The sequence below is a fragment of the Lentzea sp. HUAS12 genome (genome assembly GCF_024125735.1).
Classification (GTDB): domain Bacteria; phylum Actinomycetota; class Actinomycetes; order Mycobacteriales; family Pseudonocardiaceae; genus Lentzea; species Lentzea albida.
On the sequence record NZ_CP099738.1, the window covers coordinates 8,368,096 to 8,393,289 of the forward strand.

The 25,194-nt window shown below is 69.7% G+C and carries 20 protein-coding genes; 9 read left to right on the forward strand and 11 right to left on the reverse strand.

Going from position 1 to position 25,194, the window contains the following annotated elements:
* Position 1: 1 nt before the first annotated feature.
* The 5 genes from ND450_RS39235 to ND450_RS39255 all read right to left on the reverse strand — a co-directional run bounded on the left by ND450_RS39235 (position 2) and on the right by ND450_RS39255 (position 8,827).
* Positions 2–1,372: a neutral zinc metallopeptidase gene (locus tag ND450_RS39235; protein WP_253323141.1), complete on the reverse strand. Its 1,371-nt coding sequence runs from the start codon at positions 1,370–1,372 to the stop codon at positions 2–4.
* 123 nt (positions 1,373–1,495) lie between these two features.
* Positions 1,496–3,670 carry a 1,4-alpha-glucan branching protein GlgB gene (gene glgB / locus ND450_RS39240; protein ID WP_253323142.1) on the reverse strand — a complete coding sequence of 725 codons (2,175 nt, stop codon included), beginning with the start codon at positions 3,668–3,670 and terminating at the stop codon, positions 1,496–1,498.
* Positions 3,671–3,673: 3 nt separating this feature from the next.
* Positions 3,674–4,984 carry an aminoglycoside phosphotransferase gene (locus ND450_RS39245; RefSeq protein ID WP_253323143.1) on the reverse strand — a complete coding sequence of 437 codons (1,311 nt, stop codon included), beginning with the start codon at positions 4,982–4,984 and terminating at the stop codon, positions 3,674–3,676.
* Positions 4,985–4,992: 8 nt separating this feature from the next.
* Positions 4,993–6,801, reverse strand: a complete 1,809-nt coding sequence (treS, locus tag ND450_RS39250) for a maltose alpha-D-glucosyltransferase (RefSeq protein ID WP_253323144.1) — start codon at positions 6,799–6,801, stop codon at positions 4,993–4,995.
* A gap of 49 nt (positions 6,802–6,850) precedes the next feature.
* Positions 6,851–8,827 (reverse strand): alpha-1,4-glucan--maltose-1-phosphate maltosyltransferase, encoded by a 1,977-nt coding sequence (locus tag ND450_RS39255; RefSeq protein WP_253323145.1) that lies wholly within the window; start codon positions 8,825–8,827, stop codon positions 6,851–6,853.
* A 288-nt stretch (positions 8,828–9,115) separates the two neighbouring features.
* Here ND450_RS39255 and ND450_RS39260 point away from each other — a divergent pair, with 288 nt between their 5' ends.
* From ND450_RS39260 to ND450_RS39275, 4 genes are all read left to right on the forward strand, one after another.
* On the forward strand, positions 9,116–10,699 hold the full coding sequence (locus ND450_RS39260; protein WP_253323146.1) for a serine/threonine-protein kinase: 1,584 nt from the start codon (positions 9,116–9,118) through the stop codon (positions 10,697–10,699).
* A gap of 231 nt (positions 10,700–10,930) precedes the next feature.
* Positions 10,931–13,519: an alpha-glucan family phosphorylase gene (glgP, locus tag ND450_RS39265; RefSeq protein WP_253323147.1), complete on the forward strand. Its 2,589-nt coding sequence runs from the start codon at positions 10,931–10,933 to the stop codon at positions 13,517–13,519.
* Positions 13,520–13,817: 298 nt separating this feature from the next.
* Positions 13,818–14,363: a hypothetical protein gene (locus tag ND450_RS39270; protein WP_253323148.1), complete on the forward strand. Its 546-nt coding sequence runs from the start codon at positions 13,818–13,820 to the stop codon at positions 14,361–14,363.
* Between the two features lie 240 nt (positions 14,364–14,603).
* The gene (locus ND450_RS39275; protein WP_253323149.1) at positions 14,604–14,927 is read left to right on the forward strand and encodes a hypothetical protein; all 324 of its coding nucleotides are present in this window, start codon (positions 14,604–14,606) and stop codon (positions 14,925–14,927) included.
* A 120-nt stretch (positions 14,928–15,047) separates the two neighbouring features.
* On the opposite strand, the gene ND450_RS39280 is transcribed toward ND450_RS39275, so the two are convergent.
* The 4 genes from ND450_RS39280 to glgX form a co-directional block, all read right to left on the reverse strand.
* A complete protein-coding gene (locus ND450_RS39280) occupies positions 15,048–16,169 on the reverse strand; it encodes a hypothetical protein (protein WP_253323150.1) in 1,122 nt (373 codons plus the stop codon).
* Between the two features lie 39 nt (positions 16,170–16,208).
* On the reverse strand, positions 16,209–16,598 hold the full coding sequence (locus ND450_RS39285) for a rhodanese-like domain-containing protein (protein ID WP_253323151.1): 390 nt from the start codon (positions 16,596–16,598) through the stop codon (positions 16,209–16,211).
* Positions 16,595–17,182 (reverse strand): cysteine dioxygenase family protein, encoded by a 588-nt coding sequence (locus ND450_RS39290; protein ID WP_253323152.1) that lies wholly within the window; start codon positions 17,180–17,182, stop codon positions 16,595–16,597. The genes ND450_RS39285 and ND450_RS39290 overlap by 4 nt, the downstream gene beginning before the upstream one ends.
* A gap of 244 nt (positions 17,183–17,426) precedes the next feature.
* On the reverse strand, positions 17,427–19,541 hold the full coding sequence (gene glgX / locus ND450_RS39295; protein WP_253323153.1) for a glycogen debranching protein GlgX: 2,115 nt from the start codon (positions 19,539–19,541) through the stop codon (positions 17,427–17,429).
* A gap of 89 nt (positions 19,542–19,630) precedes the next feature.
* On the opposite strand from glgX, the gene ND450_RS39300 reads away from it, so the two are divergent.
* The 4 genes from ND450_RS39300 (at position 19,631) to ND450_RS39315 (ending at position 23,493) form a co-directional block, all read left to right on the forward strand.
* Positions 19,631–20,473: an ABC transporter ATP-binding protein gene (locus tag ND450_RS39300; RefSeq protein WP_371927536.1), complete on the forward strand. Its 843-nt coding sequence runs from the start codon at positions 19,631–19,633 to the stop codon at positions 20,471–20,473.
* A gap of 133 nt (positions 20,474–20,606) precedes the next feature.
* A complete protein-coding gene (locus tag ND450_RS39305) occupies positions 20,607–21,386 on the forward strand; it encodes an enoyl-CoA hydratase/isomerase family protein (RefSeq protein WP_253323154.1) in 780 nt (259 codons plus the stop codon).
* Positions 21,376–22,332 carry a class I SAM-dependent methyltransferase gene (locus tag ND450_RS39310; RefSeq protein WP_253323155.1) on the forward strand — a complete coding sequence of 319 codons (957 nt, stop codon included), beginning with the start codon at positions 21,376–21,378 and terminating at the stop codon, positions 22,330–22,332. The genes ND450_RS39305 and ND450_RS39310 overlap by 11 nt, the downstream gene beginning before the upstream one ends.
* Entirely contained in the window at positions 22,333–23,493 is a 1,161-nt protein-coding gene (locus tag ND450_RS39315) for a class I SAM-dependent methyltransferase (RefSeq protein ID WP_253323156.1), read from the forward strand.
* On the opposite strand, the gene ND450_RS39320 is transcribed toward ND450_RS39315, so the two are convergent.
* Positions 23,452–24,039 carry a TetR/AcrR family transcriptional regulator gene (locus ND450_RS39320; protein WP_253323157.1) on the reverse strand — a complete coding sequence of 196 codons (588 nt, stop codon included), beginning with the start codon at positions 24,037–24,039 and terminating at the stop codon, positions 23,452–23,454. The genes ND450_RS39315 and ND450_RS39320 overlap by 42 nt on opposite strands.
* 92 nt (positions 24,040–24,131) lie before the next feature.
* On the opposite strand from ND450_RS39320, the gene ND450_RS39325 reads away from it, so the two are divergent.
* Positions 24,132–24,521 (forward strand): DUF4267 domain-containing protein, encoded by a 390-nt coding sequence (locus ND450_RS39325; RefSeq protein WP_253323158.1) that lies wholly within the window; start codon positions 24,132–24,134, stop codon positions 24,519–24,521.
* Here the strand turns inward: ND450_RS39325 and ND450_RS39330 are convergent.
* Complete coding sequence (locus ND450_RS39330) at positions 24,457–25,182, reverse strand: nucleotidyltransferase domain-containing protein (protein ID WP_253323159.1); 726 nt, start codon at positions 25,180–25,182, stop codon at positions 24,457–24,459. The two genes, ND450_RS39325 and ND450_RS39330, sit on opposite strands and share 65 nt — an antisense overlap.
* Between the last annotated feature and the right edge of the window lie 12 nt (positions 25,183–25,194).

Below are 25,194 nucleotides of genomic sequence, written 5' to 3' on the forward strand. Positions count from 1 at the left end.
GTCAGACGCCGCACTTCTTGGCGCCCTCGAACACGCCCTCGCGGAACCGGGCCACGCGCTGGAAGCCGGGGTCCACCGGGTTGCCGCCCTTCGCGTCCCGGGCCGCGTAGTCGAACTGGAGCAGCACCGTCACGGCCTCGTCGAAGTCGCCCGGCGAGAGCCCGAAGCCGTCCTGCCGCTGGAACACCGCGCCCGTGTAAGCCCCGGCCAGGCACAGCGCCGCCGCGGACGCCTTCTCACCCTCGGTCGGCTTGCCCAGCACCGCGAGCTCGGCCATCGCGTACCGGGTCGCGATCAGCGTGCCCGTCGCGTAGTCGCCGAACTCCTTGTGCAGGTCCGGCAGCTCTTCCTTGGTGTCGATCTTGATCGTCTTGTCCGACGGGCAGTACGCGACGGGGCCCTGGTCACCGGAGCACGTCGGCTCGGTCTGGGAGGCCTCGGCGCGCGGCGACTGCCAGGTCTTGCCCGCCTTCGTGGCCACGTCCTTGAAGAAGCCGTCGAGGTCCGGCGTGACGGCCTCGAGCATGTCGTCGAACGGCAGGTTGCCGCCGTTCGCGCGGTCCGTGGTGCTGGTGAACGCGCGCTGCGTGAACTGGCGGTTCTGGACCGTCATCTGGGAGCAGAACTTCGTGCCCTGCTCGTAGCCGTCCTGGAACGCCGCCACGCGGTCGAACGCGCTGCCGTGCGCCTGCTCGTCCTCCGGCGAGGTGCCGACCGGGTCGCGGAACGTGATCAGCGCGCCCAGCGCCTTGTCCAGGGCGTCCGCGTTGATGTCGAGGCGCGGCGACTTGCCGTCAGTCACGTTGCGCACGAACGCGCCCGCGAAGCAGTCGGCCTGCGCCTCGGTGAGGATCGTCGGGTACCGGTCCGGCTCGCGGCGCTCCGCCTCGGGCGTGATGCCCATGCGGTTCTGCACGGCGTGGCCGATCTCGTGCGCGAGCACCACGACCACCGCGGCCTCGCCGAAGCGGTCCTGCAGCACCGGCAGCAGCGACGCGCGGTCCCACGCGATCGCGTCGGCGGCCGGGCAGTAGAACGCGTTGCCCTCCACGTCGGCGGCCTTCTGCGTGCACGGCGGCGGCTTCGCGGAGGCGTCGGCCGTGTCGACCGAGAAGTACCCGCCGGTCAGCGGCTTCCACGGCTTGTTGAAGGTGCTCTGGAACGAGTCCGTCCAGAACTCCTCGATGTCCGTCAGCGCGGTGGCGGCCAGCTTGTCGATGGGGCCGTTGTCCGAGCCCCGCACCTGGATGGTGGGGCTGGACGCCTCCTTCTTCACCACCTTGGCGGCGCGGGGCTGCCCAGGGATCTCAGCGGTGCAACCCACCGCGAGCAGGGCGGTGGCGACGATCAGCGCGATGCTCCGGTGCCGCATGAACCCATTGTGCCTGCCGGCCGGCTCGAGGGGCGTCCTTCTCGTCCAAGTCAGGCGCATACAAGGGGCAACGTGCGGCGGGCTGAACAGGTTCACCTGACCGGATCAGCCCGCCGCGCCGCGTCAGTCCGCCTCGCCCAGCACACCGGGGGTCTCGGGAACGAGCCACAGCACACCGGACGGCGGCAGCTGCAGGATCGCCGAGTACGGGCGCCCGTGCCACGGCCTGGCCTCGGCCTCGACACCGCCCATGTTGCCCACGCCCGACCCGCCGTAGTGCTCGGCGTCGGTGTTCACGAGCTCCTTCCAGCGCCCGGACGACGGCAGGCCGACCCGGTAGTCGTGGTGCGGCGAGCCGGAGAAGTTCGCCACGCAGGCGAGCGTCGAGCCGTCCTCACCGATCCGCAGGAACGACAGGACGTTGCCGCCGGAGTCGTTCGCGTCGATCCACTGGAAGCCCTCGGGCGTGACGTCGTGGCTGAACAGCGCCGCCGCCTGCTTGTACACCGCGTTCAGGTCGCGCATCAGCTTCTGGATGCCCTGGTGCAGCGGCTCCTGCTCGACGAGGTGCCAGTCGAGCGACCGCGACTCCGACCACTCCTGCCGCTGCCCGAACTCGCCGCCCATGAACAGCAGCTGCTTGCCGGGATGCGCCCACATGAACGCGAGCAGCGACCGCACGCCCGCGGCCTTGTTCCAGTCGTCACCCGGCATCCGCTCCCACAGCGAGCCCTTGCCGTGCACCACCTCGTCGTGCGAGAGCGGCAGCACGAAGTTCTCACTCCACGCGTAGACCAGCGAGAACGTCATCTCGTTGTGGTGGAACGAGCGGTGCACCGGCTCACGCGACAGGTAGTGCAGCGTGTCGTGCATCCAGCCCATGTTCCACTTGAAGCCGAACCCGAGCCCGCCCAGGTGCGTCGGCCGCGTCACGCCCGGCCACGCCGTCGACTCCTCGGCGATCATCACGATGCCGGGGTGCCGCTTGTAGACCGTCGCGTTCAGCTCCTGCAGGAACCGGACCGCGTCGAGGTTCTCGCGCCCGCCGAACTCGTTCGGCAGCCACTGGCCCTCCGGCCGCGAGTAGTCGAGGTAGAGCATCGACGCGACGGCGTCCACGCGCAGGCCGTCGAGGTGGAACTCCTCGATCCAGTACAGCGCGTTCGCCACCAGGAAGTTCCGGACCTCGTTGCGCCCGAAGTCGAAGACGTACGTGCCCCAGTCGAGCTGCTCACCGCGGCGCGGGTCGGCGTGCTCGTACAGCGGCGTGCCGTCGAACTTCGCGAGCGCCCAGGCGTCCTTCGGGAAGTGCGCGGGCACCCAGTCGACCAGCACGCCGATGCCGCGCTGGTGCAGCGTGTCGACGAAGTACCGGAAGTCGTCCGGCGTGCCGAACCGCGAGGTCGGCGCGTAGTACGACGTGACCTGGTAGCCCCACGAACCACCGAACGGGTGCTCGGCCACCGGCAGCATCTCGACGTGCGTGAAGCCCATGTCCACGCAGTAGTCCGCGAGCTCGGTCGCGAGCTCCCGGTAGCTCAGCCCCGGCTTCCACGAGCCCAGGTGCACCTCGTAGATCGACATCGGCGCGTTCGCCCACTGCGTGGCCGCGCGCTTCGCCGTCCACTCGTCGTCCTGCCACTGGTACTCCGACCGCGTGACGACCGAGGCCGTCTGCGGCGGGACCTCCGTGGCGAACGCCATCGGGTCGGCCTTCTCGTGCCACACGCCGTCCTGGCCGAGGATGCGGAACTTGTACCGCGACCCCGGCACGACGTTCGGCAGGAACACCTCCCAGACGCCGCTCGAACCCATGGAGCGCAACGGGTTCGCGCGCCCGTCCCAGCCGTCGAAGTCACCGGTCACGCGCACGCCGCGCGCGTTCGGGGCCCACACCGCGAACGAGACGCCGGTGACGTCACCGGAAGCCGTTTCGTAGCAACGGACGTGCGCGCCCAGCACGTCCCACAGCCGTTCGTGCCGGCCCTCGCCGATCAGGTGCAGGTCCAGCTCGCCCACGGTCGGCAGCCACCGGTACGGGTCGTCGACCTCGACCGTGTGGTCGCCGTAGCTGACCAGCAGCCGGTAGTCGCCGGGCGTCTCGGGCAGCTCGCCCTCGAACAGGGCGTCCGCGATGCGTGGCAGTTCGACCTGCTTGTCGCCCCAGGAGATGGCGACCGACGTCGCGCCTGGGCGCAGGGCCCGCGCGATCACCTGGTCGCCGACGGTGTGCACACCCAGCACCGAGTGCGGGTCGTGGTGCGCACCTGACAGGAGCCGGTCCAGGTCGGCCTTCACGGTCTACTCTCCTCCGCTGGTCATCCGGGCGATCGACGACAGGGGAACCGTCAACCACTCCGGCCTGTTGGCGTGCTCGTAAGCGACCTCGTAGACCGCCTTGTCCAGCTCGAAAGCGCGCAGCAGCGGCACGTTGTCCCGCGGGTCGGCCGCCACCTCGGCGTAGCCGTCGCAGAACGCGGCGCGGTTGCGCTTCGTCCACTCCATCGCGCGGTAGGCGAGCTGGTCGTCGTCGGGCTGGCCGACGAGCAGCTGCCGTGCCGCGTAGTCGAACGACCTCAGCATCCCCGCCACGTCGCGCAACGGCGACCGCAGTGCCAGGCGGTCCTCGACGCTCGCCGCCGGCTCGCCCTCGAAATCGATCAGCAGCCAGCCGTGCACGGTCCGCAGCACCTGACCGAGGTGCAGGTCGCCGTGGATGTGCTGGATCGGCAACGCGCCGATGTGCTCGCGCGCCTGCTCGAACGCGGCGCGCAGCGGCTCCTCGTAGCGGCCCAGTTCCGGCACCGCCTCCAGCACGACGCCCAGCCGGCGTTGCATGCCCTCGACCGCGCGGGAGATCGCGTCCTCGTCGGCGATCTTCGTGCCCAGCGCCTCCGCCAGGTCGGCGTGCACCTTCGCGACGGCGTGGCCGAGTCGTTGCGCCTCGCCGGCGAAGTCGCCGCCCACCTCGAACGCGTGCAGGTCGGCCTCGGCCATCAGGTCGCGGACCGACGTCTTGGCCATGTCCCAGCCCTCGACCGCGTCCGGCAGGAACTCCTGCAGCATCGCGAGCGTGACCGGCTGCCCGTTCAGCTCCGTGGAGATCGAACCCAGCGGCAGCGCGATGTGCTCGCAGCCGACGGACCGCAGCGCGCGGTGCATCGTCAGGTCCCGGTTCTCGCCGTGCGCGAGCTTGCGGAAGATCTTCAGGATGTACTGCTGGCCGTAGATCAGGGACGTGTTGGACTGCTCGACGCCGATCGGCCGCCCGCGCAGGCCCGACTTCAGTTCCGTGCCGGGCTCGTGCGCGAACACGATGCCGTCGACCTCGTGCCCGGTGGCGATCCGGTCGAGCAGGACGCCGTTGTGCTCGGGGTCGAGCAGCACGTCCCACGCGCCGGTGCTCAGGCTCAACGCGCCCTGGTAGTTCTCGGTGCGGCCGGGTTGTTCGACCTCGAAGACCACGTGCACCAGATCGCCGTCCACCACCGTCGTCCTGAGTGGACGGACAGCCGTGATCGGCTTGTCCTTGCCGCCGAACCACCGTGCGTTCGGGAGCAGGTCGGGCAGTGAGGCGACGAGCTTCTCGACGAGCTCGTGGGGATCGGTCACGCCGCGATTCACCTCATTTCACCGTCGTCGCCCGCCTCTACCAGCTGGAACCAGTAGAAACCGTGACCCGGGAGGGTCAACAGGTAGGGGAGTTCCCCGATCGCGGGGAATTTGACACCTCCGGTGAGCTCCACCGGCGTGTGGTCGCGGTGCTCGGAGAGGTCGAGCTCGACGGGTTGCGGGAAGCGTGACAGGTTGTTCACGCAGAGCACGATGTCCTCGCGGCCGTCCGGGCGCTTCCACTGCCTCTTGTAGGCGAGCACGCTCGGGTTGGAGCCGCCGAGCTCGGTGAAGTCGCCCTCGGCGAACGCGTGGTGCTGCTTGCGCACCTCGATCATGTGCCGCGTCCAGTTGAGCAGCGACGTCGAGCTGTTGAGCTGCGCCTCGACGTTGAGGCCCTGGTAGCCGTAGACCGGGTCCATGATCACCGGCAGGTAGATCCGGCCGGGGTCGCACGACGAGAAGCCCGCGTTGCGGTCCGGGGTCCACTGCATCGGCGTGCGGACGGCGTCGCGGTCGGCGAGCCAGATGTTGTCGCCCATGCCGATCTCGTCGCCGTAGTACAGAACGGGCGAGCCGGGCAGTGACAGCAGCAGCGCGGTGAACAGTTCGTGCTGGTTGCGGTCGTTCTCCAGCAGCGGGGCGAGCCGTCGGCGGATGCCGATGTTCGCCTTCATCCGCGGGTCCTTGGCGTACTCGGAGTACATGTAGTCGCGTTCTTCGTCGCTGACCATTTCGAGGGTGAGCTCGTCGTGGTTGCGCAGGAAGATGCCCCACTGGGCGTTCTCCGGGATCGCCGGCGTCTGCGCCAGGATCTCCGAGATCGGGAACCGCGACTCCCGCCGCACCGCCATGAAGATCCGCGGCATCAACGGGAAGTGGAACGCCATGTGGCACTCGTCGCCGCCCACCGCCGGGTCGCCGAAGTACTCGACGACGTCCGACGGCCACTGGTTCGCTTCGGCGAGCAGCACCCGGCCGGGGAACTCGTCGTCGACGACCTTGCGGCACTTCTTGAGGAACTCGTGCGTGCGCGGCAGGTTCTCGCAGATCGTGCCCTCCTCTTCGAAGAGGTACGGCACGGCGTCGAGGCGGAACCCGTCGATGCCGAGGTCGAGCCAGAAGCGCAGGATGTCGAGCATCGCCTCCTGCACCTCCGGGTTCTCGTAGTTGAGGTCCGGCTGGTGGCTGAAGAAGCGGTGCCAGAAGAACTGCCCGCGCACCGGGTCGTACGTCCAGTTCGACGTCTCCGTGTCGACGAAGATGATCCGCGCGTCGGAGTACCGCGAATCGTCGTCGCTCCACACGTAGTAGTCGCCGTACGGGCCGTCCGGGTTCTGCCGCGACTCCTGGAACCACGGGTGCGCGTCCGAGGTGTGGTTGAGCACCAGGTCGGTGATCACCCGGATGCCCCGGCGGTGCGCCTCCTCGAGCAGGTAGACGAAGTCCTCGACCGTGCCGAACTCCGGCAGCACCGCGCGGAAGTCGCTGATGTCGTACCCGCCGTCGCGCAGCGGCGAGGCGTAGAACGGCGGCAGCCAGAGGCAGTCGACGCCGAGCCACTCCAGGTAGTCGAGGCGGGAGGCGAGCCCGCGGAGGTCGCCCGTGCCGTCACCGTTGGAGTCGCTGAAGGCGCGGACGAGGACCTCGTAGAAGACCGCGCCCTTGAACCAGTCGGGGTTCGCCGAGGCCGGCTTGGCCGACTTGAAGTCCTCGGCCTGGGGTTCGACCAGGAAGCCTTCCGCGTCGACGGCCTCGCCGGTGTGGGGTGTTCCTTCCAGCCCGAGCGCGGAGTCGGGACGGGTGTCGTCGGACATGGTTCCCACCTCGTCGGGGGTTGTGCGGGTGAGCATGCTGAAGGGTGCCCTAGGAGAAACGTCGTTGCAGGCTCACGACGTGTGCGGTGGCACGCCAGGGTTCGAGGCGGATGTAGTTCGCCTGGCCCCAGTCCCACGTCTCGCCGGTGACCTCGTCGTGTGCGATCACGCGCTCGTGCCAGTCGAACCCGAGCTCCGGCAGGTCGAGGTACAGCGTCCCCTCCTGCGCGTTGTGCGGGTCGAGGCTGACGACGACCACGACCGTGTCGCCGGTCTCCGGATCGCGCTTGGAGAAGGCGACCAACGCGTCGTTCTCGACGCTCTGGAACTTCAGCGTGCGCATCTGCTGGAGCGCTGGGTGCGCCTTGCGGATGTGGTTGAGCTTGCGCAGCCACGGCTCGAGGCTGCGGCCATCGGCCAGTGCGCGGGCGTAGTCGCGTGGCCGCAGCTGGTACTTCTCGGAGTTGAGGTACTCCTCGCTGCCGGGCTTCACGGCCTCGTGCTCGAACAGCTCGTAACCGCTGTACACGCCCCACGTGGGGGAGAGGGTGGCGGCGAGCGCCGCGCGGAGCCCGAACATCGCGGGGCCGCCGAACTGCAGCGACTCGTGCAGGATGTCCGGCGTGTTCACGAACAGGTTCGGCCGCGCCTCGTCCCAGTGGTCGCGGATGTCCTCGCCGAACTCGATCAGCTCCTGCTTGCCCGTCCGCCACGTGAAGTACGTGTAGGACTGCGTGAAGCCGAGCTTCGCGAGGCCGTAGAGGCGGGCCGGGCGGGTGAAGGCCTCCGCCAGGAACAGCGTGTCCGGGTAGACCTCCTTCACCTTCCAGATCAGCCACTGCCAGAAGTCCGGCGGCTTGGTGTGCGGGTTGTCGACCCGGAAGATGCGCACCCCGTGCTCGGCCCAGAACAGGACCACGCGCAACACCTCGTGGTAGAGGCCCTGCGGGTCGAGGTCGAAGTTGATCGGGTAGATGTCCTGGTACTTCTTGGGCGGGTTCTCGGCGTACGCGATCGTGCCGTCGGGCAGCTGCGTGAACCACTCCGGGTGCTTGAGCACCCACGGGTGGTCCGGCGCGCACTGCAGCGCGAAGTCGAGCGCGACCTCGAGCCCGAGCTCCTTCGCCCGCGCGACGAGCGCGTCGAAGTCCTCGATGGTGCCGAGCTGCGGGTGGATCGCGTCGTGCCCGCCCTCGTCCGCGCCGATGGCCCACGGTGATCCCGTGTCCTCGGGCGTCGCGACGAGCGTGTTGTTGGGGCCCTTGCGGTTGACTCGCCCGATCGGGTGGATCGGCGGGAAGTAGACGACGTCGAAGCCCATCGCCGCGACCCGGTCGAGCTCCTTGGTCGCCGTCGCGAACGTGCCGTGCACCGCCTGGCCGGTCTCGTCGATCCCGCCCGTGCTGCGCGGGAAGAACTCGTACCACGAGCCGTACGCCGCCTTCTTGCGGTCGCACCAGATCTTGTGCGTCTTGCCCTTGGTGATCAGCTCGCGCACGGGGTGCTCGAACATGATCTTCTGCACGTCGGCCGCGAGCGCCGGCGAGACCCGTTCGGTCAGCGGCCTGTCCGTGTCGCGCAGCGCCTCCGCCGCGGACATGAGCAAAGCTCGCTCTTGTCGCCTATCGGGTCGCCTTGCCACCCGTTCGAGTAGCTGGGCACCGATTTCAAGATCGTTTGCGAGATCACCGGCACCCTGTCCCGCCGCGATCTTCACCTCAACGGCGTGGTTCCAGGTGCCCCAGGGGTCACTCCACGCATCGATGCGGAAGCTCCAGGCGCCCTCGGCGTCCGGAACCACCGTCGCGCCCCACCTGTCGAGGCCGACTCCGACCTCGTGCATGCGGGTCTGGCGAGCGACTCGGTCGTTCGGCCCTCTCCACGTGACGGTGGCCGCGAGCTTGTCGTGCCCCTCGCGCCAGACCGTGGCCTGAACCGGAATGTGTTCTCCCACAACGGCTTTGGCTGGATATCTGCCAGCCGACACCACCGGGGTCACGTCGTCGATACCGAGTCGTCCGCTCATCGGCAGCGCCCTTCAGCCGTGTCGCTCCGCGTCAATGCGTTGAATCCTGCCTTGCTCGATCAAGCCCTCTGACAGCGGGTTACCCCATCTAGATCCGTACCCAGCCGTGTTCGATCGCACACCTCGACCGCCGCTCGTGTCCAGTGGGTGGACCGCAAACCTTCGTCGAAGGTTTGCGGTGCACCCACAGGGTCTCTCGTCCACCTTCTCAATGCTTGGTGGCTGTCTGATTGCACTCTTCCCGTACAACTCACCGTGTTACACGCGCGCTACGGGTACCGTGCGCGCGTGAACAAGCTTGGAGGTCGCTACGTCCTGCTTGACCAACTCGGCGCCGGTGCGATGGGTGTCGTGTGGCGGGCGCGCGACGAGTTCCTGCACCGTGACGTGGCGGTCAAGCAGCTGCTTCTCAACGACGTCGAGTCGAACGAGTTCCACGAGGCGGTGCAGCGCGCCATGCGCGAGGGCCGCATCGCGGCGCGCCTGCAGCACCCGAACGCGATCGCCGTGTACGACGTCGTGGTCGAGGACGGCAAGCCCTGTCTCGTCATGGAGTACCTGCCCTCCCGCAACCTCTCGTCGATCCTGTCGGACCGCGGCACGATGCCGCCGCAGGAGGCCGCGCGCATCGGGTCGCTGGCGGCCGGCGCGCTGGCCGCCGCCCACGGCGCCGGCATCGTGCACCGCGACATCAAGCCCGGCAACGTCCTCATTGGACGCGACGGCACCGTCAAGATCACCGACTTCGGCATTTCGCGCGCTTTGGGCGATGTGGCCGTCACCAAGACCGGCATGCTCGCGGGCACGCCCGCGTACCTGGCGCCGGAACTGGCCCGCGGCGCCGAGCCCGCGCCGCCCTCGGACGTGTTCTCGCTCGGCGCGACGATCTACGCGATGACCGAGGGCGAACCGCCGTTCGGCAAGAGCACGAACGACCTCGGCCTGCTCTACAAGGTCGCGCGCGGCGAGACCCGCCCGCCGATGCGCTCGGGCCCGCTCACCGGCCTGCTGACGAGGCTCCTCGCGAACGAGCCGTCGCAGCGCCCGACCGCGGCCCAGGCGGCGGAGGAGCTGAAGGCGATCGCCGCCGGCCAGCCCGTCCCCGCCACCCGCGTGATCCCGCCGCGCCCGATGACCCCGCCGACCGGCACCGCCGTGATGGGCGCCGCGGGCCCCGGCACCCAGACGCAGCGCCCGATGCCACCGCAGCAGCCACCGCGCACCCGCCCGCCGGCCCCGCTGCCCGCGACCTACGACGACGGTTACGACGACTACGAGCCGGAACCGGAACCGAAGAAGAGCAACCGCGGCCTCGCCGTCGCGGCCGCCGTCCTCGGCGTGCTCCTGATCTCCGGCGTCGCCTACGCGATCTACTCGAACTACGGCGACGACTCGAGCGGCGCGGGCCCGAACACGTCGGTGACCACCACGTCGGAGACCCCGGAACCCACCTACGACAAGCCGACGCAGAACACGCCGACCAAGACGACCGAGAAGCAGACGCCGTCGTCCAAGCCGGCCCCGACGACCACGACGAAGCCGCCGGCCACCAAGTTCACCCCGGCCCAGATCACGACCTTCGTGAAGCAGCACTACGCGAAGCTGCCGGCGAACGTCGACGCCGCCCGCGGCGACTGGGACCCGGACAAGGCGCCGAGCTCGGCCGAGGAGAAGGAGTTCTGGGGCCAGTTCTCCAAGGTCGCGATCAAGGAGGGCCCGCTGGTCGACGCCGGCGAGGACGGCACGTTCACCGTCACGACGGCGCTGGAGCTGACCGAGAAGGAGACCAACAAGGTCTCGGTCGAGGAGCACACGCTCAAGATCTCGGGCAAGGGCGACAAGCCGCTGATCACGAACGAGCAGAGGAGCTGAGCGCGGTCCGGTCGGGCCGAGCCGGGCGTGGCGCCCTGCGGCTGTCTCGAAGGGACGGCCCGCAGGGCTCGCCCGAGACCCGGGAACCACGGGCCGGCGGGGACAGGCGTCCCGAGCTGCACTTCTGACCTGCTCACGGCCCCTGCCCGTCTTGACCGGTTCTGCAAGTCGTTGCAGGTCTGACCGGGAACGTTGTCAGCCCCTGGAGGGTGGCAGGTAAGTTCGCTCGTCATGCGAGCACTTCGACGGTTCACCGTGCGAGCCAGCCTGCCGGAGCCCTTGTCCGCGTTGAGCACGCTCGCCACCAACTTGCGCTGGACGTGGCACCCGCCGACGCAGGACCTGTTCGCCTCGATCGACCCCCGCGTCTGGTCCGAGGTCGGTGGCGACCCGTTGCGCCTGCTCTCCGTCGTGGACGCCGGGAAGCTGGACACACTGGCGAGAGACGAGCAGTTCCTGCTCAAGCTCCACGCGCTCGCGAGTGACCTGGAGCGGTACGTGCAGGGGCCGCGCTGGTACCAGCGCCGGCAGGACGAGATCACCCAGCGCCGTGAGCACGGTGCGCCGGACACGCCGCTGCCCACGAGCGTCGCGTACTTCTCGATGGAGTTCGGCGTGCACGAGGCGCTGCCGAACTACTCGGGCGGCCTCGGCATCCTCGCGGGCGACCACCTCAAGGCGGCGTCCGACCTGGGCGTGCCGCTGATCGCGGTCGGTCTGCTCTACCGGTCCGGGTACTTCCGGCAGTCGCTGTCGCTCGACGGCTGGCAGATCGAGCACTACCCGTCGCTCGACCCGCGCGGGCTGCCGCTCGAGCTGCTGACCGAGCCGTCCGGGCTGCCGCTGCTCGTGCACGTGGCGATGCCGGGAGACCGGATGCTGCGCGCGAAGATCTGGAAGGCGCAGGTCGGGCGGGTTCCGCTGCTGCTGCTCGACTCGGACGTGGAGCAGAACGACGAGGACCTGCGCGGTGTCACCGACCGGCTCTACGGCGGCGACCAGAACCACCGGATCCGCCAGGAGATCCTCGCGGGCATCGGCGGCGTGCGGGCCGTGCGGACGTTCTGCGAGCTCACCGGCCATGCGCAGCCCGAGGTCTTCCACACCAACGAGGGCCACGCCGGGTTCCTCGGCCTCGAGCGGATCCGCGAGTACATCACCAACGACGGCCTCGACTTCGACCAGGCGCTCACGGCCTCGCGCGCCGGTGCGGTGTTCACGACGCACACGCCCGTGCCCGCCGGCATCGACCGGTTCCCCGTCGACCTGGTCCAGCACTACTTCGGCGCCGAGAACCTGGTGCCGGGCGTGAACACCCAGCGCATCCTCGCGCTGGGCGCCGAGGACAACCCCGGCATGTTCAACATGGCGCACATGGGCCTGCGGCTCGCCCAGCGCGCGAACGGCGTGTCCAAACTGCACGGTGAGGTCAGCCGGGACATGTTCCGCGGCCTCTGGCCGGGCTTCGACGCCACCGAGGTGCCGATCGGGTCGGTCACCAACGGCGTGCACGGGCCGACGTGGGCCGCGACCGAGATGAGCAAGCTGCTCGGAGCGTCCGAAGCGGACACCCAGACCAGCACCGGGTTCGGCATCGGCTCGTTCGAGCCGGTCACCGACGCCGGGCTGTGGGAGCTGCGGTCGACGCTGCGCGGCCGCCTCGTCGACGAGGTGCGCCGGCGGGTGCGCGAGTCGTGGCTGCAGCGCGGCGCGTCGGCGCTGGAGCTGGGCTGGACCGACGGCGTGTTCGACCCGAACGTGCTGACCGTGGGCTTCGCGCGGCGCGTGCCGACGTACAAGCGCCTCACGCTCATGCTGCGCGACCCGGAGCGGCTGCGTTCGCTGCTGCTGCACCCCGAACGGCCCGTGCAGCTCGTCGTGGCGGGCAAGTCGCACCCCGCCGATGACGGTGGCAAGGCGCTGATCCAGCAGATCGTGCGCTACGCCGACGACGCGGGCGTGAGGCACCGGATCGTCTTCCTGCCGGACTACGACATGTCCATGGCCCGGTATCTGTACTGGGGCTGCGACGTGTGGCTGAACAACCCGATGCGTCCCCTTGAGGCGTGCGGTACCTCGGGCATGAAGGCGGCGTTGAACGGCGGCCTCAACCTGTCCATTCGCGACGGCTGGTGGGACGAGCTGTACGACGGCTCGAACGGCTGGGCCATCCCGACCGCGGACGGCGTCAACGACCCGGTCCGCCGCGACGACCTGGAGGCGAACGCGCTGTACGACCTGCTCGGCTCGCAGGTCGCGCCGCTGTTCTACGACCGCGGCGAGGACGGCGTGCCCACCCGCTGGATGTCGATGGTCCGGCACACGCTGGCCTCGCTCGGCCCGGTCGTGCAGGCCTCGCGCATGGTCCGCGAGTACGTCGAGACGTACTACGCGCCGGCGGCCGCGTCCGCGCAGAACGTCGTCGGCGAGGGCTACCGGGGCGCCAAGGAGCTCTCCGCGTACCGGCACCGGCTGCGCGCGTCGTGGACGCGGGTGCGGGTGCTCGACAGCGACCTGGTGCTCGGCGGCTCGTCGGTGCCGGTGCTCGGGGCGCCGGTCATCGTGCGCGCGCGGGTCGAGCTGGCCGGGCTGGAACCGTCCGAAGTGGACGTCCAGGTCGTGCTCGGCAAGGTGTCGCACGACTCGGACGAGCTGAAGGACGTCGTGTCGTCGCCCATGAACTACGCGGGTAACGGCAACTACGAGGCCGAGGTGCCGCTGCCGCACGCGGGGGCGCTCGGGTACACCGTGCGCGTGCTGCCGCGCCACGGCCTGCTGGCGACTCCGGCGGAACTCGGCAGGGTCGTTCTCGCTAGTTGACGTTTCACCAGATCAACACAGGGCATCCGGTTCGCCTTCCCAGGGCGAACTGGATGCCCTGATGTGTCCGTCTTCCTCGTTTCCCGTTCACTGCTGGTGACATGGCGCAGGCGTATACCCCTGCACCCCCTTCCCTCAAACGAATGACCACTTGTTCGAGTGGGTGAATTCGTGATCTCCGCTGGTAGGGGCACGTGTGCGGGCTTACGCTCCATGACATGGAATGAACCGCTCCTGAATTCGTGAGCGATTTCCGGTGCGGCTCCAAGTGAATTGCGCATTGAGGAAGAAGGTAGCCGTGAAGAAAACGATTACCGCACTCTCGCTCGTCGCAGCTCTGTTCACCGCGTCCACCATCCCGGCTGCCACCGCGTCGCCCGTCGCGCCAGAACTCCCAGCCGCCTGCGCCGGTCTCGTCACGGACCTCGCCGGAAAACTCCAGAAGACCATCGCCAGTCTCCTGCCCCTGCCCAACGTGGGTGCGGTGACACCGTTGATCGGTGACCTGCTCGGCCTCGTGACAGCCATGCAGAGTGCGGGCTGTCTACCGACACCGCCGGTGAGCGTGCCGGGCGTGCCGCTGCCGGCCAAGGCCGCCGAGTACGCGGGCCCGGTCGATCAGTGCCTGCCCGTCGTGCTGAACCTGATCGCGTCCGTCGCCGGGCTGGGCGGCACCGTCCTGGGTGCCGCGAGCGGCGCGTTGCCCGACGTCGGCAAGCTCACCGGCCTGCTGACCACGGTGCTCAAGACCGTCACCGACCTGCTGAGCAAGTGCGGGCTGCCGGCGCCTCCAGGAGGCCTGCCCACGCTGCCCGGACTGCCGCTGCCGGTGGAGAAGGGCTGATCTGATCGCGGGGTGGGAAGGGCCCGTCACCGGTCTCGGTGACGGGCCCTTTCCGTGTGTGCGGAGCGTGGTATTCCCCGGGAACAAGAATAAGGTCGGCGAGCTGCGAGGTCACCCATTCGTCGTAGTGCAAGCCCTTTTGTCCAAACCACACAATGGAGCGACAGATTCGAAATCGGCTCGGAGATGTGGTTAATCTGCAATTGCTCGATCCGCTGCTCGAAGAACGGAAAACTGCAGATGATCAAGAAGGCAATCGTCCTCGGTGTCGCTATCGCGGGCATGGGACTTTTCGCGTCGACCGCGCACGCCGCTCCGACCCCGAGCCGGGACGTGCTGGACACGCAGCTCGTCGGTCCCATCTCCATCACCGCGCTGTCGCACAACCCGTGGACTCCCGGGAACGGCAACGTCACCGGATCGGGCAACATCGGAGGCAACGGCAACAACGTCGGAAACAACAACAACGGCGGTAACGGCAACAGCAACGGTGGCGGCGGCAACAACGTCGGCGCGGGCAACTCGGGCGGGAACGGCAACAATTCCCCCGGTTTCCCCGGCTGATCCGCGCCGCTCGGCCGGCTGACCCGCGGCGCGGCGTCGATCACGCCGCCGGTGGGTCCTCCGGCTCCCGTCGCCCAGCTGGTTCCCCAGGGGTCGTGAGACCACCCGGACTTCCTCGGATCAGCTGATCTGCAGACGGGCGCGGGTCGCCGCCACCCGCGGACTCCAGCCCGCGAGCTCGTGCGCCTCGGCCACGAGTTCGCGGGCTTTCGCGTTGTCGCCGTCCGCCATCCACGCCCGCGCGATGGTGACCAGGTCGTCCGCCCGGCCCTGGGCGTTCTCGCTCGACTCGGCGGAGTACCCCGCGAGCTGCCTGGCCTTCGCGGTGTCGCCCTCGATCAACGCCATGATCGCCAGCGTCCCGTGCGCGCGGGACTTCGGATATCCGGCCTCGTAGGCGTTGGCGAACATGCCGCGCGCGGTCTCCAACCCTGCCTCCGCCGGGAACTGCCCCGCCTCGACCGCCAGCACCGCGACCCCGGCCGTGGTAGCCATGACGAACGCCAGGTCGCGTTTGCTCAGGTCAGGGCGGTTGCTCAGGCCGATGACGGTCTGCAGCGCGTCGAGGTACCGCTCGCGCGCACACGACGTCACGACCTTGAGCCCGACGACGGTGAGCAGGTCGGGGTGTTCCTGGACGAGCTCGGCGTAGATCCGTTCGGCTTCGTCGAGGTCGCCGCGCTGGTAGGCGTCCATGCCGGCGATCACGCCCGGCCGCGCCTCCAGCTCGCCGAGCGGCCGGCCGGTCATCTTCGGCAGCGTGAACACGAACCAGCCGAGGCTGGTGTTGCCCGCCCTGTCCCTCGGCACGAGCTGCAGCAGGAAGCAGGCGGTGGCGGCGAGCGCCATGCCCTTGCCGAACGAGGACCCGATCGCGAGCCACGTCAGAGCCGCGACCACCGCGCAGACCAGGATCGCGAACGCCCCGGTGAGGACGGTCCGCCGGCGCACCCCCGGCTTCAGCCCGGTGATCCCGACCGTGGCGAGCACCGGGATGCGGCGCAGCACCAGCCGCTGGTGCGTCCACGTCCACGACTTCAGCTCGCTGCCGATGCCGATGATCACGTGCGTGATCCGGAGTCCGAAGAGGACGGCGCCGAGGGCCAGGCCCGCCTGGGCCGCGGTCAGCTCCACGAGCAGGCCGACCAGCGCTCCGGCCAGGCCGAGGTAGAACTCCGAGAGGGTCCAGGCGATCGTGCCGGCCACCACCAGTGCCGTCACGACCGTGCGCACAATCGTCACGATCACCAGACGTTACCGGCGTGGGAGCGGTTCCCCGCTTCAGACCACCGGCTGCGAGCCGCCCTCGCGGATCGGCAGTCCGGCGGCGCGCCAGCCGCGGAACCCGCCGACGAGGTCCGTCGCGTTCGGCAGCCCGATCTTCTGCAGGTCCCTGGCCGCGAGCGACGACGCCCAGCCCTCGTTGCACACCACGACCACGGTCGTGTCGGCGGTGAAGCCCGGCAGCCGCCACTCGCCCGAGGGGTCGAGCCGCCACTCCAGCACGATCCGCTCGACCACGACGGAGTTCTCGATCTCGCCCTCGGCCAGCCGGTTGTGGGCCGGCCGGATGTCCACGACCAGCGCGTCCTCCAGCTGGTGCAGCTCGTGCGGTTCCAGCCGCTGCAGGTGCGACCGCGCGTCTTCGAGGATGGCGTCCAGGGTGCTCACGGGCCCTCCAGGTCGGCCAGCTGACGCAGTTCCGCCAGCGGCAGGCGCTGCGCGGGCAGCGGCGGGATCGAGTCGGGGATGTCGAGCAGCGACACGTACTCGCGCGTTGGCACGAGCGGCGGCGAGTAGGCGTGCACGGTCGCGGCCGGGGCGTCGAACGGGTTCAGCACCTGGTGCGCCCGCCCGGACCCGAAGCCGAGCGCGTCACCGGTGTCGCGGACGGCGGAGCGGATCGGCCCGGCGGGGTAGCGGTAGTCCTCCTGCAGCTTGCCCGTGAGCACGGTGAACGACCCGGCCGAACCGCCGTGGTCGTGCGGCTCGGTGTGCTGGCCCGGCAGCCACGACAGCAGCCAGAGCTCGACGCCCTCGGTCAGCCCGAGCCGCGCCCACCAGCGGCGTTCCTCCGAGTAGTCGAGGATCCGCAGCAGCCCGGTGGTCAGCTCGCTCGCCACGAACGACGTCAGGTCGCGCAGCTCGCGAGGGGTCCACAGGTCGCGGGACGGGTGGATCACGTCACGCAGCAGCCGGCTGTCCAGCACGGGGTGGAGGTCGAATTGATCTTGTTCGGCATACGTCGAGGTCACGCACTCGCTCCTGAAGGCCGCGTCCGGGTACGGGGTAGCGATCAAGACGCGACGCAGGGCGCTTGCTCAGCGCGTGCGTCGCGTCGGGCTACACCCGCACGACGCCACGAGCACGAGGTCGATCGTGCGGTCGGTCCAGCAGTAGACGACCACGACCGAGATGGTGCCAGACATTTTCGGAACGTGGCTAGAGCGTCCACAGAGCGAAAGAACGTCGGACACAGAGTCAAATGACCGCAGGTCACTAGCGTGGAATGCGGAGCAACAGCAACGAGCGGGCGGCGACCGAGAGCTTCGCGCGCGGGGCGAGCGAACCGGGGTTGGCGGGGGAGCCGTCGACCGTCGTCGTGTCCAGGAACGGCTCGTACGACGGCCCGTAGCGCTCGTGCGGCAGTGTCACGTCGATGGGATCCGCACCGGCGTGCATCAGCATCAGCCACGAGTCGTCCGATACGAGCTCACCGTCACGCGTGCGCGAGAGGCAGTTCGAGCCGTCGACGAACATGCCGAGCGTGCGGCGGCCCTCGTCGAACCAGTCCGTCTCGGCCATCTCCTGCCCGTCCGGCCGGAACCACACCAGGTCGGGGTTGCCGCTGGGCGTCGTGCGGCCCTCGAAGAACTCGGGCTGCCGCAGCGCAGGAGACGACGCGCGCAGGTCGATCAGCCGTTGCGTGAACCCGAGCAGCGCCTCGCCCGCGTCGCTCGTCGTCCAGTCGACCCAGGACACCTCGTTGTCGAGGCAGTACGCGTTGTTGTTGCCGCCCTGGGTGCGCCACATCTCGTCGCCCGCCGTCATCATCGGCGTGCCGGTCGACAGCAGCAGCGTCGCGAGCAGGTTCCGCGCCTGCTTGGCCCGCAGCGCGAGGACCTCCGGATCGGACGTCTCACCCTCCGCGCCGCAGTTCCACGACCGGTTGTCGTTCGTGCCGTCGCGGTTGTCCTCTCCGTTCTCCTCGTTGTGCTTTCCGTTGTAGGACACCAGGTCCCGCAGCGTGAAGCCGTCGTGCGCGGTGATGAAGTTGATCGACTGCCACGGCCGGCGCAGATCGTCCGCGTACAGGTCGCTCGACCCGGACAGGCGGTACGCGAGATCGCGCACGGACGTGTGGCCGCGCCAGAAGTCCCTGACCGTGTCGCGGTAGCGGCCGTTCCACTCCGCCCACTGCACGCCGAAGTCGCCGACCCGGTAGCCGTCGCCCGTCGCGTCCCACGGCTCGGCGATCAGCTTGGCCCGGCACAGGACCGGGTCCGTCGTGATGGCCGTGAGCAACGCGCTGTCGCGGTCGAAGAACCCGCCGCCCGGCCGGCCCATCGTGGAGGCGAGGTCGAACCGGAACCCGTCGACGCCCATCTCGGCCGCCCAGTACCGCAGCGAGTCCGTCACCAGCCTGACCACCTGCGGCGACCCGGCGTCGAGCGTGTTGCCGCAGCCCGTGATGTCGACCGTGCTGCCGCCGCCCGCGTGCAGGTAGTAGCCCGGCGCGTCGTAGCCGCGGAAGCAGATCGTCGGCCCGTCCGGGCCGCCCTCGCAGGTGTGGTTGTAGACGACGTCGATCAGCACCTCGATGTTCGCCGCGTGCAGCGCCGCGACCATCGTGCGGAACTCCTGCACCTCGTTGCCGCGCTCGCTCGCGTAGGCCGCGTGCGGCGCGCAGTAGGCGAGCGGCGAGTAGCCCCAGTAGTTGCCCGCACCCCTGCCGATCAGCGACGGCTCGTCCTGGAACGCCTGCACCGGCAGCAGTTCGACGCTCGTGACGCCCAGCCGCGTGAGGTGCTCGATCGCCGCCGGGTGCGCGAGGCCCAGGTACGTGCCCCGCAGCTTCTCCGGGATCTCCGGGTGGTTCTTCGTGAAGCCCCGGACGTGCATCTCGTAGATCACGGCTTCTTCGAACGGCACCTCGGGCTTCACGCCCGTGTCCGCCCCGCCCGGCGAGCTCACGACGGACAGCGGCACGCTGCCGAGCGAGTCGACCGCGGACGGCGGCCCGTGCATCGGGTCGCCGACGTACCCGAGCGCCGCCTCCAGGTTCGTGATCCGGCCCTCGACCTGCCGCGCGTACGGGTCGACCAGCAGCTTCGCCGGGTTGCACCGCAGCCCGCGCCCCGCGTCGTACGGGCCGTGCACCCGGAACCCGTACCGCTGCCCCGGTGTGACGCCCGGCACCAGCCCGTGCCAGACGCCGAACGTCCGTTCGGTCAGCTCGACCCTCTTCTCGGCGCCGTCGTCGTCGACGAGGCAGACCTCGACCGCGTCGGCGACGTGGGACGTCACCGCGAACCGGACACCGCCCGCCTCGGCGTGTGCCCCCAGCGGGAACGGTCGGCCTGCCAGCACCTCGGACTCGGGTCGCGTAGCCATACCTCCGATCTTGGCATCCGCGACCGACAAAAAACTCGAGAGTTCACACCGGCGGCGCAGCGGGGCCGCCCGGCGCGAGGGACACCCCGATGAGTGGTCGGTGCGGGGCCGTTCGGAACAATGGGGGCGTGGCGGACGTCGACGTGACAGATCTGGTCGTGCACATGGCGGGCGTATCGGTCCGCCGAGGGAAGAACACGCTGGTCGGCAACATCGACTGGAGCGTGGAACTGGACGAGCGCTGGGTGGTGCTGGGCCCGAACGGTGCCGGCAAGACCACCCTGCTACGGCTCTCCAGCGCCGAACTGCACCCGACGAGGGGCAAGGTCCACCTGCTGGGTGAACGCCTGGGCAAGACCGACGTCCAGGAGCTCAAGCCCCGCATCGGCCTGTGCAGCGCCGCGCTCGGCGGCCGCATCCCGCCCGACGAGACGGTGGTCGACCTGGTCGTCTCCGCGGGCTACGCCGTGCTCGGCCGGTGGCGCGAGGAGTACGGCAAGGAGGACACCGACCGTGCCCGCGAACTGCTCGGCACCCTCGGCATGGAGCACCTCGCCGACCGCCTCTACGGCACCCTCAGCGAGGGTGAGCGCAAGCGCACGCTGATCGCCCGCGCCCTGATGACCGACCCGGAGATGTTGCTGCTCGACGAGCCCGCGGCCGGGTTGGACCTGGGCGGCCGCGAGGACCTGGTCGCGAAGCTCTCGGAGCTGGCCATGGACCCCGACGCGCCCGCGATGGTGCTGGTCACGCACCACGTGGAGGAGATCCCGCCGGGCTTCACGCACGCGCTGCTGCTGCGCGAGGGTTCGATCGTGGCGCAAGGCCTGCTGGAGGACACCCTCACCGAGGAGAACCTCTCGAAGACGTTCGGGCAGGACCTGGAGCTGCAGAAGTCCGGGGACCGCTTCTTCGCACGCAGGAAAGCCTGAGGGACACGCTGGTCTGCTGGCGCCGCACAGGCGACGGCGAGGTCACCTCAGCGTGGCTGGACGACCGACGCGAGCCTGCAACTACCGGGCGGTAACGTGACACCGTCGTCGCGACGAGATCTGGAGGGCTGCATTGGCTGAGTTCGTGAGGCTTGAGGTCGAGGACGGGATCGGCACGATCCGCCTGGAGCGGCCGCCGATGAACGCCCTGAACCGGCAGGTGCAGACCGAGCTCCAGGCCGCCGCCAAGGAGGCCTCCGAGCGCGCGGACGTCTACGCGGTCATCGTCTACGGCGGTGAGAAGGTCTTCGCGGCCGGCGCGGACGTCAAGGAGTTCGCGCAGATCTCCCACGCCGAGATGACCCTGCGGGCCAAGGGCCTGTCGGACGCCCTCGGCGCGCTGGCCTCGGTGCCCAAGCCGACGGTCGCCGCGATCACCGGCTACGCGCTCGGCGGCGGGTTCGAGGTGGCGCTGGGCTGCGACCGCCGCATCGCCGGCGACAACGCGAAGGTCGGCCAGCCCGAGATCCTGCTCGGCCTGATCCCCGGCGGTGGCGGCACGCAGCGCCTCGCCCGGTTGATCGGCCCGTCGAAGACCAAGGACCTGCTCTACACCGGCCGGTTCGTCGGCGCCCAGGAGGCGCTCGAGATCGGCATGGTCGACGAGGTCGTGGCGCCCGACGACGTGTACGCGGCGGCCGTGCGCTGGGCCAAGCAGTTCGTGAACGGCCCGGTGCTCGCGCTGGCCGCGACGAAGGCGGCCGTCGACGGTGGCCTCGACACCGACCTGGAGTCGGGCCTGAAGCTCGAGAGCCACCTCTTCGCGGCGCTGTTCGCGACGGAGGACAAGAAGGCGGGCGTGGAGTCGTTCATCGAGAACGGCCCCGGAAAGGCGAAGTTCAGTGGCAACTGATCCGGCACCCAACCCGCACGCGACGGCCGAAGAGGTCGAGGCGGCCTACAAGGACACCAAGCTCGCGCAGGTGCTCTACCACGACTGGGAAGCGGGCACGTACGACGAGAAGTGGTCGATCTCCTACGACGACCGCTGCATCACCTACGCGACGGACCGCTTCCGCGCCGCCGCCGGTGACGTCGGACCGTACGAGCACGCGCTGGAACTGGGCTGCGGCACGGGTTTCTTCCTGCTGAACCTGATGCAGGGCGGCGTGATCAAGAAGGGCTCGGTCACCGACCTGTCACCCGGCATGGTCGAGGTCGCGCTGCGCAACGCCGAACACCTCGGGCTGGACGTCGACGGCCGCGTCGCCGACGCCGAGCGCATCCCGTACGACGACGACACGTTCGACCTCGTCGTCGGTCACGCGGTGCTGCACCACATCCCGGACGTCGAGGCGGCGATGCGCGAGGTGCTGCGCGTGCTGAAGCCCGGCGGCAAGTTCGTGTTCGCGGGCGACCCGACGAACATCGGCAACTTCTACGCCCGCAAGCTCGGCCAGGCGACGTGGTGGCTCACCACCAACATCACCAAGGCCGTGCCGGTGCTGAACGACTGGCGCCGCCCGCAGGAGGAGCTCGACGAGTCCTCCCGCGCGGCCGCGCTGGAGGCCGTGGTCGACCTGCACACGTTCGACCCGGACCAGTTGGAGGCGACGGCCCGCCGTGCCGGTGCCGTCGGCGTCCGCGCGGTGACCGACGAGCTCTCGGCCGCGCTGTTCGGCTGGCCGGTGCGCACGTTCGAGGCCGCCGTGCCGCGCGAGAAGCTGGGCTTCGGGTGGGCGATGTTCGCCTACCGCACCTGGCAGAACCTCTCGTGGGTCGACCAGAACGTGCTCTCGAAGGTGCTGCCGCGCGAGGTGTTCTACAACGTGGCGATCACCGGTAAGAAGTCCTCGTAAGTGGGTTACGCGTTCACCACGTCCGACGTGGCGTTCCTGCGCTCTGCCGCCGGAACCGCCGCGTTGGCCGAGGTGGACGCGTTGCCGTTCACGGACTCCACGCGCCTGCGTGACGTCGGGACGGCCCGCAGGCTCCTCGGGTCGTCGTTCGCCCCGGTCGTGGAGACCGTGCTGCTGCGGCGCCGCGCTGTGTCCAAACTGGACTCCGCCGGGTCGTGGCTCTTCACCGACGACGCGCTGCAGCAGGCCACGGCTTCGGCCGTCGCCCGGCACCGGGCGGCGCGGTTCGCCGGACGCAGCGTGCACGACGTGACGTGTTCGGTCGGCGCTGATCTGTTCGCGTTGAGCGAGGTCGCGTCGTTCTGCCTCGGCTCGGACCTCGACCCGGTGCGGCTCGCCATGGCGCGCAACAACGTTCCGGACCGGCCCGTGGTCGTGGCCGACGCGCTGCGGCCGGTCTCCCGTGCGTCCGCGGTGACCGCCGACCCGGCCCGCCGCGACTCCGCCGGGCGCCGCAAGTGGAACCCGTCGGACTTCGTGCCGCCGCTCGACGAGCTGGCCGAGGTGTACGCGGGTGTCGACCTGGCGGTGAAGTGCGCCCCGGGCATCGACTTCGCCGTCGCGCCGTGGGCCGACGAGATCGAGGTCGTGTCGCTGGACGGCGCGGTCCGCGAGGCCTGCCTGTGGACGCGAGGCCTTGCCACGCCCGGGGTGTCGCGCCGGGCCACCGTGCTGCACGGCTCGTCGTCGTGGACCCTGACGGACGCCGAACCCGACGACTGCCCGGTCGCCCCGCCCGGCGCGTGGCTCGTCGACCCGGACGGCGCGGTCGTGCGCGCCGGCCTGGTGCGGCACTACGCGGCGCGGCACGGGTTGTGGCAGCTCGACGAACGCATCGCGTACCTGAGCGGCTCCGAGCCCCCGCCGGGCATCCGCGCGTTCCGCGTGCTCGAACACGGGCACTACTCGGAGAAGTCGCTCAAGTCGTTGCTCAAGACGCGGGGTATCGGTCGGCTGGAGATCCTCGTGCGCGGCCTGGACGTCGACCCGAACACGATGCGCAAGCGCCTCAAGCTCTCCGGGGCCGGGTCGGCGACGGTCGTGCTGACGCGGATCGGCTCAGGGCCGGTCTTCGTCCTGTGCGAGGCTGAGCGCACCTAGCAGCAGGTCGAGGCGGGTCTCGTCGTGCGCCGGGCGCAGCCTGCCGCCCTGCATGAGCGTCGCGATGCCGTGCAGCGAGCTCCAGAAGACCTCCGTCAACGCCTCCAGGTCCCGGTCGCCCCTCACCGGTTCGACCGCGGCGACCAGTTCCCCGAACGCGTCGAGCAACTCCTGCGGCACCTCGTCCGTGCCCCACGGGATGTCGGACTGCTGCACGAACATCGCGTCGTAGAGCGCTGGCCTCTCTCTCGCGAACTCCAGGTACGCCTCCGCCGCGGCCCGCAGCCGTGACTGCCCGCGCGACGGCCGGGCCTTCCGCAACAGCCGGGCCAGGTCGCCGCAACCCTGGATCGCGACCGCGCGCACGATCGCGTCCTTGCCCTTGAAGTGGCTGTAGAGCACCGGCTGGCTGTACTCGACCTTCTCGGCGAGCCTGCGCGTGGTGACCGCGTCCCAGCCCTCCGCCTCGGCCAGGTCCCTGGCCGTGTCGATGATCAGCTGGTGGCGTTCGGCCCGCTCGCGCTCACGCCGGTTCTGGATCGTCACGCCACAGAATCTAGCACTGCTAGACATGCGAGCGCTCCTAGTGTTAGCGTCGCTCGTGTCGCTAGCAGTGCTAGATTTCTTCGGAGGATGCAATGCGCTTGGCCACGATCATGGGGTGGCTCGTCGTCGCGGCGGGCTTCTACTTCGGCTTGAGCTACCTGCTCAACGGGGACGGAGCCGCGGCCGGCTTCGGCATCGCCGACCCGGCGGGCTACTACGTCGTGAAGGGCGTGCGAGATCTCGCCTACGCCTTGACGGCGCTGGTCCTGCTGCTGATGAAGCAGTACCGGGCGTTGGGCTGGGTGGTGCTGGCGGACGCGATCATCCCGATCGGCGACTGCCTGGCCGTGATCACGCACGGCGGCACGGTGGGCTACGCGCTCATGGTGCACGGCTCCGCTGCCGTGCTCGTGCTGATCACCGCGTTCCTGCTGCTCCGTGCGACAGCACCCGAACGGCCTCGCGCAGTTCCGGTTCGCTGATCTCCCCGAGCAGCAGCCCGGTCAGCGCCTGGAACGCTCGCCACAGCTCGTCGGGATGCGTGGACAGGACCAGCGTCCCGGCGAACGCGCCGGTCTCGGACAGGTCGTCCAACCCCCGGCCCTGCACCGCGTTCACGCCCTCGCGCAGGCACCACAACGACATCACGTGGTCCCGCATCCCGTTGATCATGTAGACCGCCTGCCACACCCGACCGCGCGCGATCGACGACCGCGCGTGCACCGCGTACAACCACGCGAGACCGATGAGCTCGTCGCGGTCGGGCTGCCCGGCCTGCGGCAGCTCGTTGGTCTCCCCGAACAGCAGCCGGAACGCGGGCCCGGTCGCCCCGAACTCGTCCGACGGCCAGAACGCGACGTCGACCTGCAGCGTCGACCGCATCAGGAACACGCGGAACAACACGTTCCCGCGCCGCACGTCGAGATGGCCGACGGCACCGCACGCGTACATCAACGCCGTCCAGTCGACGATCACGGCGTCGAGCTCGCGGTCGACCGACAACGCGAAGTCGATGTCGGACCAGCGGTCCTCCTCGCCGACCGCGACCGACCCGGTGAGCGCCGCCCCGACCACCCGCGGATCGACGTCGGCGGCGTTGACGAGGTCACGACGCACCTGGTCGCGTTCGGAAACCGTGAACACCTCACAACCTTA

What these genes read in the sequence shown, in the direction of transcription:
- ND450_RS39235 (WP_253323141.1), bottom strand. Translation starts at nt 1,372, where the DNA reads ATGCGGCACCGGAGCATCGCGCTGATCGTCGCCACCGCCCTGCTCGCG.
- treS (WP_253323144.1), bottom strand. Translation starts at nt 6,801, where the DNA reads ATGTCCGACGACACCCGTCCCGACTCCGCGCTCGGGCTGGAAGGAACA.
- glgX (WP_253323153.1), bottom strand. Translation starts at nt 19,541, where the DNA reads ATGGCTACGCGACCCGAGTCCGAGGTGCTGGCAGGCCGACCGTTCCCG.
- ND450_RS39300 (WP_371927536.1), top strand. Translation starts at nt 19,631, where the DNA reads ATGAGTGGTCGGTGCGGGGCCGTTCGGAACAATGGGGGCGTGGCGGAC.
- glgP (WP_253323147.1), top strand. Translation starts at nt 10,931, where the DNA reads ATGCGAGCACTTCGACGGTTCACCGTGCGAGCCAGCCTGCCGGAGCCC.
- ND450_RS39275 (WP_253323149.1), top strand. Translation starts at nt 14,604, where the DNA reads ATGATCAAGAAGGCAATCGTCCTCGGTGTCGCTATCGCGGGCATGGGA.
- ND450_RS39325 (WP_253323158.1), top strand. Translation starts at nt 24,132, where the DNA reads ATGCGCTTGGCCACGATCATGGGGTGGCTCGTCGTCGCGGCGGGCTTC.
- ND450_RS39255 (WP_253323145.1), bottom strand. Translation starts at nt 8,827, where the DNA reads ATGAGCGGACGACTCGGTATCGACGACGTGACCCCGGTGGTGTCGGCT.